The 14,958-nt window shown below is 46.3% G+C and carries 12 protein-coding genes; 2 read left to right on the top strand and 10 right to left on the bottom strand.

Annotated elements, in window-relative coordinates; translation table 11 throughout:
* Positions 1-84: 84 nt before the first annotated feature.
* From GPK90_RS18430 to GPK90_RS18420, 3 genes are all read right to left on the bottom strand, one after another.
* Complete coding sequence (locus tag GPK90_RS18430; protein WP_215703636.1) at positions 85-1,179, bottom strand: Fic family protein; 1,095 nt, start codon at positions 1,177-1,179, stop codon at positions 85-87.
* 24 nt (positions 1,180-1,203) lie between these two features.
* Complete coding sequence (locus GPK90_RS18425; protein WP_215703635.1) at positions 1,204-2,361, bottom strand: restriction endonuclease subunit S; 1,158 nt, start codon at positions 2,359-2,361, stop codon at positions 1,204-1,206.
* 82 nt (positions 2,362-2,443) lie between these two features.
* Entirely contained in the window at positions 2,444-3,946 is a 1,503-nt protein-coding gene (locus GPK90_RS18420; protein ID WP_215703634.1) for a class I SAM-dependent DNA methyltransferase, read from the bottom strand.
* 368 nt (positions 3,947-4,314) lie between these two features.
* Between GPK90_RS18420 and greA the strand changes: the two genes are divergently transcribed.
* Positions 4,315-4,797 carry a transcription elongation factor GreA gene (gene greA, locus GPK90_RS18415; protein ID WP_015554956.1) on the top strand — a complete coding sequence of 161 codons (483 nt, stop codon included), beginning with the start codon at positions 4,315-4,317 and terminating at the stop codon, positions 4,795-4,797.
* 97 nt (positions 4,798-4,894) lie between these two features.
* On the top strand, positions 4,895-6,832 hold the full coding sequence (lysS, locus tag GPK90_RS18410) for a lysine--tRNA ligase (RefSeq protein WP_021905726.1): 1,938 nt from the start codon (positions 4,895-4,897) through the stop codon (positions 6,830-6,832).
* On the opposite strand, the gene GPK90_RS18405 is transcribed toward lysS, so the two are convergent.
* The 7 genes from GPK90_RS18405 to GPK90_RS18375 all read right to left on the bottom strand — a co-directional run bounded on the left by GPK90_RS18405 (position 6,789) and on the right by GPK90_RS18375 (position 14,820).
* Positions 6,789-7,025: a type II toxin-antitoxin system RelB/DinJ family antitoxin gene (locus GPK90_RS18405; protein WP_215703633.1), complete on the bottom strand. Its 237-nt coding sequence runs from the start codon at positions 7,023-7,025 to the stop codon at positions 6,789-6,791. The genes lysS and GPK90_RS18405 overlap by 44 nt on opposite strands.
* Positions 7,026-7,172: 147 nt before the next feature.
* Complete coding sequence (locus tag GPK90_RS18400) at positions 7,173-9,152, bottom strand: hypothetical protein (protein WP_252197612.1); 1,980 nt, start codon at positions 9,150-9,152, stop codon at positions 7,173-7,175.
* On the bottom strand, positions 9,152-9,439 hold the full coding sequence (locus GPK90_RS18395) for a hypothetical protein (protein ID WP_215703632.1): 288 nt from the start codon (positions 9,437-9,439) through the stop codon (positions 9,152-9,154). Before GPK90_RS18395 ends, GPK90_RS18400 begins: the two co-directional genes overlap by 1 nt.
* Positions 9,440-9,470: 31 nt before the next feature.
* Positions 9,471-10,295: an LPXTG cell wall anchor domain-containing protein gene (locus GPK90_RS18390; protein ID WP_215703631.1), complete on the bottom strand. Its 825-nt coding sequence runs from the start codon at positions 10,293-10,295 to the stop codon at positions 9,471-9,473.
* 39 nt (positions 10,296-10,334) lie between these two features.
* Positions 10,335-12,743 (bottom strand): hypothetical protein, encoded by a 2,409-nt coding sequence (locus tag GPK90_RS18385; RefSeq protein WP_215703630.1) that lies wholly within the window; start codon positions 12,741-12,743, stop codon positions 10,335-10,337.
* Positions 12,744-12,789: 46 nt separating this feature from the next.
* Complete coding sequence (locus GPK90_RS19675; RefSeq protein ID WP_215703629.1) at positions 12,790-13,989, bottom strand: isopeptide-forming domain-containing fimbrial protein; 1,200 nt, start codon at positions 13,987-13,989, stop codon at positions 12,790-12,792.
* A gap of 15 nt (positions 13,990-14,004) precedes the next feature.
* Positions 14,005-14,820, bottom strand: a complete 816-nt coding sequence (locus GPK90_RS18375; RefSeq protein WP_215703628.1) for a hypothetical protein — start codon at positions 14,818-14,820, stop codon at positions 14,005-14,007.
* Between the last annotated feature and the right edge of the window lie 138 nt (positions 14,821-14,958).

Raw genomic sequence — 14,958 nt, 5'->3', positions numbered from 1 at the left:
ATACTCCTTCCTTTGTATACCAACATCCTACTCCTGCAAATGCCATATATTTTTAATCCGGTGCGACTGTTTTATACCTCACAGTTATGATCGGATCAATATTTCCCAATCCCCGTTGCGCTTTCCATTTTTTCTTTGAATCAGTCCCTTTTCCTTTAAAGTTCCCATTCTTATCTTGATCGTGCGCTCTGATTTTCCCAATGCAGCAGACAAAGCTTTTTGAGTGATTCGCGGGTTCTCTTCGATGACCTTCATTACAGCCATTTCTTCCAAAGTGCAATTCAAAATATTATCTATACACTTTGAACTCTCCGCATTCTCACTTTGAATCATCCTATCATCCCGATAATCCACACGCAAATAGCGGTTCTTTAATTCATGATTCACATTCATCAACAGATTTTCGAAAAACTGTTCCAGATATTTTGTTGTTGCATGAATCCCCAACTGAAAATCATTATAATTGGATCGAACCAGCGCATTTCGAAAATACCATGAATGCTCTGCAAATACATCACTGTTGACCCGTAATCCAAATGCCTTCAGATATTGAATAACAAAAATTGCTGTGGTGCGGGTGTTTCCCTCACCAAATGGATGAATCTGCCAGATTCCGGATGTAAATGCCGCAATATGTTTCATTGCATCTGCAACTGAAACTGTTTCATACGGGAACTGTTTTTCCTGTGAAAAATCGTAATCCAATGCAGCCTGTATTTCATTATAAGAAGCGTAATAAACGGTTTTCCCGTTTAAAATCCACTCATCTTTTGTGATATTGTAGCTGCGCAGCCGCCCTGCATGCGGGAATACCCCTGTAAATAAGCGTTTATGAATGTTGATATAAAATGCAGGTGAAAGCTGAAATGTTTTCTCTCCCAATAATTCCACGATGTGCAGCGAAACGAGGTCTGCCTCCCGTGTCCTCTCTTCGGCATCGGTAAGGTGTCCTTTCCGTTTTTCATAGTATGTCTGAATCCGTGTTTTCGCCGCATTCATGTCAATCCTGCCTTCGATATGTTCTTTGGCAATTTTCAACAAATATTCTGAGATTTTTAATCCATCCACATCCTGCAAACCAATTGCAGTCTGCCATGCAGCACTTTTTTCAGCCATCCCTGAATCTCCCTGCCGGATATATTGATCCAAAGCAAGTTTCCATTCCTGCGATTTCCCCATGCATTCACCTTCTGTCACTCAAATTTATCCGAAATATTGCTGCATCAAGCTGTCAAACAGAAGCTGCGCCTCATCAAGTGCCTTTTGTACAGAATCTTTTGATTTGTCGATTTGTTGGACAAAATCAGCAAATTGGTTTTGAAGTTTCATATCTGGTATGTATACCTTAATACTTTGCAACTCCTGCGCATTGATATTTGCCTGGTTTACAGCACCTTTCGCCATCCCCCGTAGTATGACCTTCAATGGTTCAAGATTCATATACTGTGAAAAGACTACAGGTAACATTTCTTTAGTGAGCCGAACCCGAATAATATACCCTGCAATGACCATCTCCTCAGTCAAATCAAAAACTGCTGTTTTACCTACCAGTTCAATACTGTTAGTTCTATTAAAAAGGACATCACCTTTTCTAACAACACATTTTTCGATTTCATCTTCTGAAATGTCGATATATTTCAAATCCTTCAAATCCAAATGTCCATCTGCCGTTAAATTGTTCATTCTTAAATAGGGGTATTTTCCACCTTCAACAGCAGGTTTGCTTGTCCCATATCGCACCTCTGTAACAATGTCCCCAACTGTAACTATTTTCCATCCTTTTTCATTAAGAACTGGATCCCCAAACATCTCGACAAATCGGGCTCTGATAAGATTATCTAAACATTTCAGCTCCTGTTTTCGATCTTCTATTACTTCATAGGCTTTATCAATAACTTTAACAATTTCAAGTTGCTTTGATAGCTCTGGCACAGGAACCTCTAATGCCTTCAGCATTGACATATTTATATTATTTTGCGCAACACCTCTTCCAACTCTATTAACATACGTCTTTTTTGATTTTAAATAATAATATAAATAATCTGTATTTAATTGTTTTATATCGTTAATCATTATCCCAGCTATTGCCTGGTTTGTGCAAGCAGCAATTTCTAATATACCGACTTCTCCTAATGTTGCAAATATTGTATATAGAATTGTTCCTGCAGGCAACATTTTTGTAGATGACCCATCGAGTCCTTCCTTTGTGATGAATTCATCTGTTTCATTAATATATTTCTCTTTGATATCTCCAATTTTTACCCATGGAATTGTCCCATTATTCCAGAATTCTGTTTTTGTCCTTGAAGGTGTGCCACCCGATACAATATTACAAAGCTCTCCAAGTCTTTTTATCTCCATCTACCTCATCCCCACAAACCCGAATTGTCCATTTTCCATCTCCGAAAATCTCCCAATTCCATATTCTCTTTCCATCATCTTCCTACAACCCCAACAGTCTTTCCAGCTCATCCATCTCTTCCCCGATCTTCATCTCCAGCTCCCGAAGCTCGGTCATGATCTCCAGCGTGGACGGATATTCTACCGGAACATACTCGATCTTCTTATATTTATTGATGGAGAGGTCATAATCGTTCTCCACAATTTCTTCCTTCGGGACGAAAAAGCTCTGCTCGGTGCGTTCACGGTCCGTCTCCTTTTCAAGATGATGGAATCGCTCAATGATGTCCGGAATATCATTCTCAGAAATTTCACTTCTCTTATCGTCAAGACTGAGTCCATCTGCTTTCATGTCGTAAAACCAGACTTTATCAGTGCCGCCATGACCAGTCTTTGTAAAGATCAGGATTGCAGTGGAAACTCCCGCATACGGTTTAAACACACCGGATGGCATGGAGATGACGGCTTCCAGGCGGTTGTTCTCGATCAGCTCTTTCCGGATCGCCTTGTGTGCGGTCGATGATCCGAATAATACGCCATCCGGGACGATGCAGGCGCACCGGCCACCGATTTTCAGCATTCTTAAGAAAAGGGCTAGGAACAGAAGCTCTGTTTTCTTTGTTTTGCAGACTTTTAAGAGATCCGCAGATACGATGTCGTAATCGAGGCTGCCCTTAAACGGCGGGTTGGCAAGAATCAGGCTATACTTCTCTTTGTCCGGGTTCTGATCACTCAGGCTGTCACGATACTCGATCGATGGATTTTCCACACCGTGGGTCATCATGTTCATGGCACCAATTCGAAGCATCGTACGGTCCATATCATAGCCATGAAACATATGATTCATATAATGGTCTTTGTTCGCCTTATCAAATAAGACTTCTTTTTTGCAATTCTCCCGCAGATATTCGCTGGCTGTCACCAAAAAGCCGGATGTACCGCAGGCCGGGTCACAGATCACATCATCTGGCTTTGGCTGCATCATGTCAACGATCATCCGGATAATGTGTCTCGGAGTCCGGAACTGTCCGTTTACACCTGCTGTTGCAAGTTTTGATAATAAATATTCATAGACATCGCCCCTGGTATCCGCTTTCTTTAACTGTTCCATCTGTTCGTAAACACCATCCAGCGCATTCACGATCTTATCCAGCATAAGCGGTGTCGGAACTTTGAAGATCGCGTCTCCCATGTACTTTGAATAGGCGCTTTCTTTATTCCCATGAAGGTTTTTCATGAACGGAAATACAAGTTCCTGCATGTTTGCATACATCTTTTCCGCCGGGAAATCATGGAACACACTCCATTTTAACTGATTTCCATCAACCATCCGCTCACCGATCTGCACTTGTCCCGCAAAAATACTCTTATAAGGAATTCCGAGCATCGCTGCTTCCTTTGCATGAGTATTATCCGCATCATCCAGATCCCGGATGAACATCAGATACGTCATCTGCTCGATTACCTCCAGCGGATTCGTCAGACCGCCTGTCCAGAATATCTCCCATAAACTGTCTATTTTATTTTTCAGTTCTCCTGTTACCATCTTTTTTTCCTCATCTTCCACTAAAATAAAAAGCTCTGCGCTTACTTTTATTCCCAATTCTTGCAGAAATGCTCTTTTATATTCCTGTTTATTATCATAAGTATAAAGCATCTGTCGCTATAAATCAACAAATCTACTTTGTCGAACTGCTCTTTCGTTACTGTACAGGGTCTCCGTGTTCTTTCTATAATAAATACACTTCCCCCGCACTTTCTGTCACATCCCCACGAAACTCCGCAAAAATCCACCAAAACTAAGGCTTTCGGCTTCTTGACAATCCCAATTCTACACGCTATAATACAGAGAATGTAAAGCTAAAAATTATAAAGGGTCATTCTGCCCCGAAACAATAAGAAAGGTAAGACGTCATGGCTGATAAGAAACATATTTTAACTTATGCAGGACTGAAAAAATACGAGGATGAGCTTCAGGATCTGAAAGTAAACCGCCGTCGTGAGATTGCCCAGAAGATCAAAGAGGCAAGAGAACAGGGAGACTTATCCGAGAATGCCGAGTACGATGCTGCGAAAGATGAGCAGAGAGATATTGAGTTAAGAATCGAAGAGCTCGAGAAACTGTTAAAGAACGCAGAGGTTGTCGTTGAGGACGAGGTAAATCTTGACAAGATCAATGTCGGCTGTATCGTAAAGGTTTACGATGTCGATTTCGACGAGGAGATGGAATTCAAACTCGTTGGTTCCACAGAGGCAAACAGCCTTGAAAATAAGATCTCCAATGAGTCTCCGGTCGGACACGCGCTGATCGGCAAACGCGTTGGCGATGTTGTTGACGTTGAAACACAGTCCGGAGTTATCCAGTATAAGGTACTCGATATTAAAAGAGTCGATTGATCACTATCGTGTACAGACAGGGATCTCCCGGACTGAAAATTCTGTACACGATCGTATCGATCATACACAAAGACTACAGTGAAGGAGAAATAGAAAAGTGGCTGAACAGCAGAATCAGAACAAGAATGCAAATGCAAAAGAGCAGGATATCCATCAGCTCTTAAAGGTGCGCCGCGAAAAGCTTGCTGAATTACAGGCAGAGGGCAAGGACCCGTTCCAGATCACAAAGTATGATCAGGATACTCACAGCGCAGATATCAAAGACAATTATGCAGAATATGACGGAAAGGAAGTTTCCATCGCCGGACGTATCATGTCCAAGCGTGTGATGGGTAAAGCTTCTTTCTGCAACGTCCAGGACCTTAAGGGCAACATCCAGTGCTATGTATCCCGTGATGAGCTCGGTGACGATTCCTACAAAGACTTCAAGAAGATGGATATCGGCGATATCGTCGGCATCAAAGGCTTTGTATTCACAACAAAGATGGGCGAGATCTCTGTTCATGCCCATTCCGTAACTCTGCTCTCCAAGAGCTTACAGATCCTTCCGGAGAAATACCATGGTCTGACAAACACAGATACCCGTTACCGTCAGAGATATGTGGACCTGATCATGAACGAGGACGTAAAGAAGACTTTCGTGATGCGTTCCAAGATCATCAGCTGCATCCGCAGATATTTAGATAACCTCGGATTCCTCGAGGTTGAGACTCCGATGCTCGTTGCAAATGCCGGCGGTGCTGCTGCAAGACCGTTCGAGACTCACTACAATGCACTTGACGAGGACGTTAAACTTCGTATCTCCCTCGAGCTCTACTTAAAGAGACTCATCGTCGGCGGTATGGAGCGTGTTTACGAGATCGGCCGCGTATTCCGTAACGAAGGTCTTGACACAAGACACAACCCGGAATTCACTCTGATGGAGTTATACCAGGCATATACAGACTACAAGGGAATGATGGACCTCACCGAGAACATGTTCCGTCATATCGCAGAGCAGATCTGCGGATCCACAACGATCCCGTATGCGGATGTTGAGATCGACCTTGGAAAGCCGTTCGAGCGCCTGACCATGATCGACGCGATCAAGAAATATACCGGTATTGATTTCAACGAGATCACGACAACTGAGGAAGCAAAGAAATTAGCAGATGAGAAGGGCGTTCACTATGAGGATCGTCATGTCCGCGGCGACATCATCAACCTCTTCTTCGAGGAATTCGTTGAGGAGCACCTGATCCAGCCGACCTTCATCACAGACCATCCGATCGAGATCTCCCCGCTTACCAAGAAGAAACCGGATCATCCGGAGCAGGTTGAGCGTTTCGAGCTCTATATCTATGCCCGTGAGATGTGCAATGCATACTCCGAGTTAAACGACCCGATCGACCAGAGAGAGCGTTTCAAAGCGCAGGAGGCTGCTCTTGCTGCCGGTGATGACGAGGCAAACACAACAGATGAGGACTTCTTAAATGCCCTTGAGATCGGTATGCCGCCGACCGGTGGTATCGGATACGGTATCGACCGTCTTGTTATGTTATTTACAAACTCCCCGGCGATCCGTGACGTACTGCTCTTCCCGACAATGAAGTCCTTAGACACAAAGAAGTCTGAGAAACCGGTCGTTAAGACATCCGAGAACGCAGCTCCGGAAGTCATCGACTTCTCCAAAGTTGTGATCGAGCCGATGTTCGCTGATTATGTTGATTTCGAGACATTCAGCAAGTGCGATTTCCGCGCTGTTAAGGTAAAAGCCTGCGAAGCAGTCAAGAAGAGCAAAAAGCTCCTTCAGTTCACACTCGATGACGGAACCGGCACAGACCGCACGATCTTAAGCGGTATCCATGCTTTCTACGAGCCGGAAGAGCTTGTCGGAAAGACCCTGATCGCGATCACAAACCTTCCGCCGAGAGCCATGATGGGAATCGATTCCTGCGGTATGCTGCTTAGTGCAATCCATACTGAAGAGGGCGAGGAGAAGTTAAACCTTCTCATGGTTGATAACCATATCCCGGCTGGTGCGAAGCTGTACTAATTAAAACATCCCTGGTGACAAGTTTGTCGGAAATTTCCAATGAAAACGGAACTCCGCCCTGCATAATGACCTGTCTGTATGTCATATCGATAAATACAGATACCGGAATCCCCAGTCTGTCCAGGATTGCCTCTGCCTGTTCTTTTATATTCGGTTGGATTCGCGCTGTCACATTCGCTGTTTTAGCTGCCATATCATATACCTCCTTGTTATCGCAACAGTCGCCAAGGTCTCGCGCAAGCGCGGACTTTGGCTCGTTGTTCGCGTAAATAAAAAACCAGCACCTCCCTTTCCTGATCCTGCAAAAGTGAAGTGCTGGTTTCCAATTTCTTTTCTTAATTTATTTTGTGATCTGGAACGACCGGTTGATCGGGGAGGCAAGGTAATTGCCGCCGAGAACGACTACGGTCATCGTGTAACGCCCCGGCTCAGTCGGCGGGGTTGTTGTGCTGGAATAAACTTTCCATTTGCTGGTAAAGCCTGAATACAGCACACTGACGCTCGACTGATCTGCAACTGCTGCGCCGCCGATTTCCAGGCGAGCTCCGAAATCAGCACCCGCCGCTTCCGCTGCAGAGATCTTTTTGCCGATACTCTGGTTCCATACAAGCTTTGCCTTGTCAGCTTTTAAGACAAGAGCGCCGGCGCCGACACCCGTATTGTAGTTCTTATTGTCGGTGACTGCTGTCACGCTGTAAATTCCGGCATGATTCGGGGCACCGATACTGATCCGGAGATTATCAGCGATGGACGGAAGCTTGTTGATCACCTTGATGACCTGTCCCAAAGCACCGGTATCCACACCGATCTTCTCAAGCACATCGATCACTTCACTGGTATTTAGAAGCTGTCTAAGTTCACCGACTGTAATGCCGTTCTGCAGCATTTCTGTCAGGGTTGGCTGATTTAAGCTTTCCAGCGCCTTATCGACGATCTTAATGACAGTGCTGTTGGAGGTATACTGTTCCGGAAGCTCCAGATAAACGCCTGTAGTCACATTGCTGGTGATTCCGGCGTAGATGATATACAGGTTGAACTGATCCTCCGGATCTGTGGAGACAAGCTCTCTGCCCTTCACAGCCTCGCTCACATATCTGCTGGCGCTGTTGACGCTGACCTTCACATTTGCTTTGTTGATGGTCACGCTGCCCTCAGCTTCTTCACTTGCGCGATACTCTGAATTTCCCTTGAAGGTCACTTTGATCTTCTGCTCGCCTGCGCCGATCTGCGGGAAGCTTCCTAGAACCTTTCCTCCGAGCTCATAGCTTTTTCCTTCAAACGGAACATCGTCCCTGATTCCTTCTCCGTTCAGGAATTTGTCAGCAAAGCTGTCACCGAGCTCGCTGCTCAAACCGTCCAGAAGAGAAAGTCTCGCATTGTAGGAAAAAGTGAAATCGTCAACAGACAGTGTATCCCGCTCCGGAAGCTCGGAATTTTCCCAGTCGATCACATTGTCAAGAACCGCCTGTTTTACTGCTTCCACATCCTTATTGTATGTGAAGGAGGTTTCGCTCTTTAATACGACTTTACTGTTGATCCGGTTATCCGTCACTGTTACTGATACCGTCACGCTGCCCGGCGCATAGTCCCTGCTTCCGCCCCAGGAAATACGGATCTTCCAGCTTCCCGTGCCGAATTTCTTTGTTACAAGTGACTCATCATCGAGCGGTCTGAAATTTTCAATGAGTCCGGAAGGATCTGCATTGTACTTCACCTCGAACTCATCAAAATCCACTTCCGGTTCTGTGGACTCCACTACAGCCTCGTAGATCGCTTTTGCAGTTGCAGTATAATCGATATTCTGATCATGATCAAAAACAAGCCCTGCCTCGTAAGGAGCTTCTTTCAGATTGAACTTCATCTGCTCCCGTTCCGTCATGGTCACGTCTGTCTCTTTTTTAAAACCGGAATACTCCTCATCGCCGTCCCATAAAATACGGATCTTCTGTTTTCCTGCCGGGATTGCCGGATAGGTCAGGAGATTCACCGTCTCCCCGTCCAGTGCGACCCAGTTCTTTCCGAGATTTCCTACAGCGCCTGACTCAGCTTTACCGTAGTACTGGATCGTCACATCGTCACAGGTAATAAACTCCGCATTGGAAGCTGAAAAAACTCTCGTAAAGATCTCTTTTTTCGTCTCTTCGGCATTAAGGGTTCCGTCCTCGTCATATATCAGCGGAATTTCCTGATCCCGGAGCAGTTCGCAATCTACGGTAGGTTTTGCTGTTTTTCTGATTGTGAATTTTTTCTCTCCTGTGCGTACCTGATATTCACCATCCGCATTGTCTGCCAGCGCCGGATGGATATAGGTGTGAGTCACTAAGTATTTTTTGTTGTACTTTCAAATCCGCCTACTGATCCCCATGCGGTATTTTTCAGCAGACCACCGTCTTCCTTTCCAACACACTCGTACTCCCATTCCAGTGTATCTTCACTGTCCGGGAGAAGCGTTTCTGTCAGGATCTGATTCACAGTCTCCGTCTCTGTTCCAGCCGGAATACACACCTCCGGATTTTCAGCGCCGAATGCTGTCAGGCAGAATGCCTGCAGCAGAACAAAAAGTGCCAGTAACGCAATCATGATTGGATGAAGCGTTTTCTTTTTCATATCTGTATCCTCATGTTTCTCTTTAATTTTTTTATTTTTCTTTTCTTCTCTTTTTCATCACAAGACCTGCCGCCAGAAGGACCGCGCCTGCGGAGATCAGGATCCCTACCGGCCACCACAGCTGTCCTGTCTGGGGAAGCTTCTTTTCGTTCTCCACGGTTGTCTCCGTAGATGTCTCTGTTTCACTCTCTGCCGTACTCTCCTCCACTCTGGTTTCCGACTGTGTCTCTGCATCTGTGATCGTCACCGTCTCGTCAGCCGCTGTTGTGATAGTCGGCTTCTTATTCGGAGTCGGATCCCAGTCGTCATCATCGCTGTCATCATAATAACGGGTCGGAGAGGTCGGATTCGACGGATCCGTCGGGTTTGTCGGGTTTTCCGGTTCTTCAATATCACACTTGATATCTGCTTCAGCCGCGGCACCGCCCGCTTCCACGAGAACCGGTGCCGGAATGTAGGTCTTTCCGCCAACGGTCATCGGATCCCCTGTAACAAGGTAGAGAGCCTCTCCATCCGGAAGATTCCGAAAAACCACATGCTTTCCGCTTCCCGTTCCGGTCCGGTAAGGCTGGATCCCCTGCGCCTTCACAAAATTTGTAAGAGTGATTGCAGCCTCTCTGGAACCACCTCCGGAAACATCCGCACCGGATGCCTGAAATTTCTCATTCAGCACATAGACACCCGCCTGTTTTTCTGCAACCCGATAGAGATATAACGTCATTCCGGCCTGTTCAGTTTTTATGTTCAGACTGCCCCGCTGTGCCGCGTAGGACGGATTTTGAAATATCACCATCCATACCGCAAGCACGGCAAAAATAAAGCCCAGGATCTTATTCTTTTTCCGAATTCCTGTCATCTTGGATTCCTTCCTTCTACATCGATTTCTGTATCTGATCTACATGCTTCTTTTTCTCTTCCACGCTGCTGCCGCTGTGCCCATAAACAGGAGTCCCAGACCCGTGAACATTCTCCGTCCCATTCCGCCTGTGGACGGAACCTTCTTATCGAGGACATCACCTTCCACGGAGTCATGTTCTCCATCGTTGACCCAGGCTTCGTTAAACAGCTCGTCCCCCTGGATCGCATCGTCTGTCACGACCGCTTCATAGGTCACTGTAATCGGATTTTCATCCGTCAGATCTTCATAATCGATGATTCCGGTATTAAAGAGGTTTACAAGATCAACCTCAACCTGGAATGCATTAGAACCACTGGCTGTTACCGTGTAATACCCGGAAGGAACTTCTTTTCCATCCCTGCCCGCGGTCACACGGAGCGTACTGTCAATAAACTTCAGATACCGGTTCATTTCATCGTGGAAGACCATGGTCTCCACAACCGAATCCGGGATCGCATATTTTTCATCTGCAGAAAGGGACTGTGCAGAAATCTCATTGTCGTAGTTGTCTCCGCTTACGCTTCTCGCTCTTCTTGCACCGGACGCACTGTACACGCGGACTGTCTCCGCACCGGACGCACTGTGTACGCGGACTGTTCCCGCGCCGGACGCACTGTGTACGCGGACTTTGCGAATCTCCCTTGCGGAGTTTGCCGGTGAGGCGTTGGATGCCGTCACAACATAGCGTGCAAGCAGCTTAGGAAGACTGGAGGTCAGTGTAAACCTGATCTTCTTTCCCTGACTTACGGTTCCGATCTCGTCCTCGCCGTCTGCCTTTTTATCGATCGGATAACTTGTCGTCTCGTAGATCTCCGCGCCATGAGCCGCCTTGATCTGAAATCCCGTCTCATATTCGCCGGAAGCTGCCGAAACGATATGACGATTTTCCGGAAGATTATCGTCTGCGTTCCATCTTGAGCCCTCTGTATCGTCATACCAGCCGTCGATGCGGTGATTGCAGTCGTCGAGGTTCCAACCGGTTCCGACTGCGCAGAAGGTCAGCTTCCGCCCTGCGGTGTTGTAAATATCGTCAGCACCTTTGGCTGCGTGGTTGTTGTAGAGAATCACGCCGTCCGAAAGCTCAGCAGTTCCGTTTTCCCCGTTATAGAGGCCGCCACCGTAGATGGCTGCATGGTTGTTGCAGATGCGGACGCCGGTGCCGATCTTCAAGGTTCCCTCATTGAAAATTCCTGCTCCGGTTGAACCCGTTTGATTTTTACAAACGCTGCCTGCATTTAAAGTCAGTTCTCTCAAGTTACGGATTCCGCGATCATGATTCTCTTCAACCTTAAGCGTTGCTCCATTCTCAACAAACAGCTTATACGTATTTAAAATCCCGTTTGATCTATTTTCACAGGCCGATACAATTGCCCCTGCTTTGACTTCAACATCGCCGTACCAATAATCGCTGCCGCTATATACCTGAAGACCTCTTTTCCCATTTCCGTCGAGACTGATCTCAGCTCCTCCCTCAATGGTTCCTTTTCCTCCGACATCCAGCCCATTTCCGGTATTTCTACAGGAAATCAGTTTTGAAGTACCATCTACAAACAGCTCTTTTACAAAAATTCCCCAGGCGCTACCAATATTCTGATTCGTTGTCACATCAGAATGATCCGTTACGCTCAGTTTTCCGTAATAGCAGCCAATTCCACCACCGTAGTTCGGATTTCCACAGCCCGTAATATCGATATGTGAATATTGTTCTACCGTCACGTCGACCGGATTGACCGTCATTCCGTGCCAGTCACAATCAGTGATATTGAGACTGGAATGATCTGAAATTATAATACTCCGGTTTGGCATATCATCATACTCTGAATTGTCTGCGAAAATACCACTTGCCCGGGATCCTTTATAGCCGGATATCGTCATGACTGTACCATTTACGAGGCATAAATTACTTTCCTGATACAAATACATTCCGCTTCCACTGCCGCCATCCGTGCTATTCTGTGTCCACGTCACATGATCCAAGATGAGGTCTGTATTCGAAATCAGATTCGCAGTGCCGCCACTTCCACCCGGATTATCATTCGCGGTTATATCCAATACGCAGTTTTTAAATGTCAGCCGGCTGGTATTCCAGCTTTTAGCTGCAGCATCATAAGTTCCTTCTGTGTGGATTCCCTTTCCTTCCATCTTGATCGTCTTCTGATCCGACGTGCCGCACTGGATCGTCACATTTTTTCCTGCACCGATCACAAGTCCGTCCGTAAGACTTACATTTTCCTCAAGATCGATCACTACCGGTGACTCTCCCGCAGAATTGATCGCATCCTGAAGATTATTGAACTCCTGTGTTCCTACCTTCGCCACAGCAGCCAACGAAGAAAATGCCATGGCAGCCGTCATCGCAGCGGCGGCTGCGGTGACGGTCATGAAACTTTTCCATGATTTTTTCATGTCTCTACCTCGTTCTCATAACTAACAATAATCCGAAAAGTCTGAATTACTGTTCTTTTTTCTTCCTCTTACCTGTCACGATCACAGCACCTGCTGCCGCTCCCATCAGGGCGATTCCTGCTGCTGTGAAGGCTTTTGTTCCAATTCCACCTGTAGACGGGACATCCGGATCGATGACCGGGCCGTCAACGATATCTTTCTCGCTGTCGTTGACCCATGCACGGTTCTCCACCTTGTCTCCATCAATGGCTTTGTCAGAGACAGCTGCGTCATAGGAAACAATAATCGGCTCTGCATTCTTTAACTCATCATATGTAATATATCCGTCATTGAATGCTGCGATCAGAGCGATGCTTACCCGGAATGTCTCATTGCCTTTTCCGGTTTCTACCTTGTAATACTCTTCTGGAAGTACACTTCCTTTATTTCCGACTGTCACTTTCAAGGTTACTTTATCAAATTCCAGATTTTTGCTCATCTCGTCATGGAAGATCATGCGCTCGGAGAACTTCTCCGGAATCAGCAATCTCTCTGCATTAGAATCGGAACGTACTACAAATCCGGCCAGTCTTGCCGGAAGATGGGATTCCAGTGTAAAGCTTATATTATCGCCCGGTTTTACGCCCTTGATCTCATCCTCACCGTCTGCCTTTTTATCGATATCCGGTCTGCTCTCCTTATCGTCCGCATCAAGTCCATGCGCAGCTTTGATCTGCAGCATACCGGTCTTACTTCCGCTGTTTACAAGAACAATATGGTGCTCACTTTCACCGCCATCGGCATTCCAGCGACTTCCTTCTGTGTCATCATACCAGCCGTCGATCGCGTGATTACAATCGTCGAGGATCCACTCTTTGTTTGTGTCTCCGAATTTCAGTGTCGCGTTTTCTCCGTTGTAGATATCGTCGGCACCTTTTCCGGCATGGTTATTGTAGAGAATAACCGATGAGCCGAGACGCATGGTACCGATATTGTAGATGCCTCCGCCGTATTCGGCACCAATCTTATTCTCATTCTGTATTCCCGTTCCGTTGTTGATGATCGTTGCGGAATCGATCGTCAGATCGCAGGCTGCCTGTTTTGTATAGATTCCGGAACCGGCATTGTTCATGATCGTCACATCTGCGCCCTTCTCGATCGTGCTTTTATATGTTCCATTTCCCTGAAATACAATTCCGCCACTTGTAGCTGCGGATAAAGGTTTCACCCCGTTTTCTTCCACATCCAGCTTGCATGTCTTATCCACATTCAACACTCTGGTTCAGATACCGCTGTACCCGTTGTTTGTTGCTGTTAAGGAGGATTGATTGCTCATGTCGATCCGCCATGCGGAAATTCCCCAGTTACCGTTTCCATCAAACAAAACTTCCGATCCATTTTTTATCGTATAGTATGTACCGTTTGATCCGTTTCCATGGCTGTTTAACACCTGAACTTTACTGTTATCGATCGTGGCATAAAATTTTCCCGTAAAACCTGAGCGGTTATTATCCGAGATGTAGGTCGAATTTTCGAGATTCACATTATAGCCTCCGTCACCGCCATCCCACTCCAGGGCATCCTGCGGATAATTTCGGATCTCCAGCGTGGAATTCTTCAGATTCAGCTTATTATTCGAGCAGAAATAGATCGCATGAGTGTTTGCAGCGACACCTTCGCCATCCATTACCATCTCTGCATTCTCCAGATGCAGTTCTGCATCCTTCGATGCAGAGATCGTCATCCAGCCCCACTCTGCTGTATATGGTGTCGATCCGATTCTTTTCAGTTCCACAGCGCAGTTCTTAAAAGTCAGCTTTTTGCCCCAAAGTGCAATTCCTTTGTCCGTAAATGTAAGATTCTTCTTATCCGTACCACCATCTACCGTCAAGTTCTTGCTCAGATTGAGCCCACTCGTCGCCTCATCCGTATCAAGAACGATCACCGCTCCATCTTCTGCCGCAGCCACTGCCTCATCAAACGTATTATAGGTAGTCCCGCCAATATGTACCTGCGCAAATGCCGAAACCGACATTCCAGCCGTCATCGCAGTTGCTGCCAGACAGACCATGAAAGCCTTATTCATTTTCTTTTTCATTTTCGATCCCCTCCATGTCAATTTATGTCGAAAAAAGCGCCGTTTTCACTTTTTTGTGAACCGGCGCATTTTTTCCATCATTTTTCCGGTCCTGTTACCCGGTGTCCGCGGACAAGAAGCCTGTGGGTATTTACCCCG

It is taken from the genome of Clostridium sp. MCC344 (assembly GCF_018785365.1).
In the GTDB taxonomy this organism is placed as follows: Bacteria; Bacillota; Clostridia; order Lachnospirales; family Lachnospiraceae; genus Pilosibacter.
The sequence above is the reverse complement of the archived record's forward strand: the minus strand, read 5'-3'. Positions and strand labels throughout refer to the sequence as shown.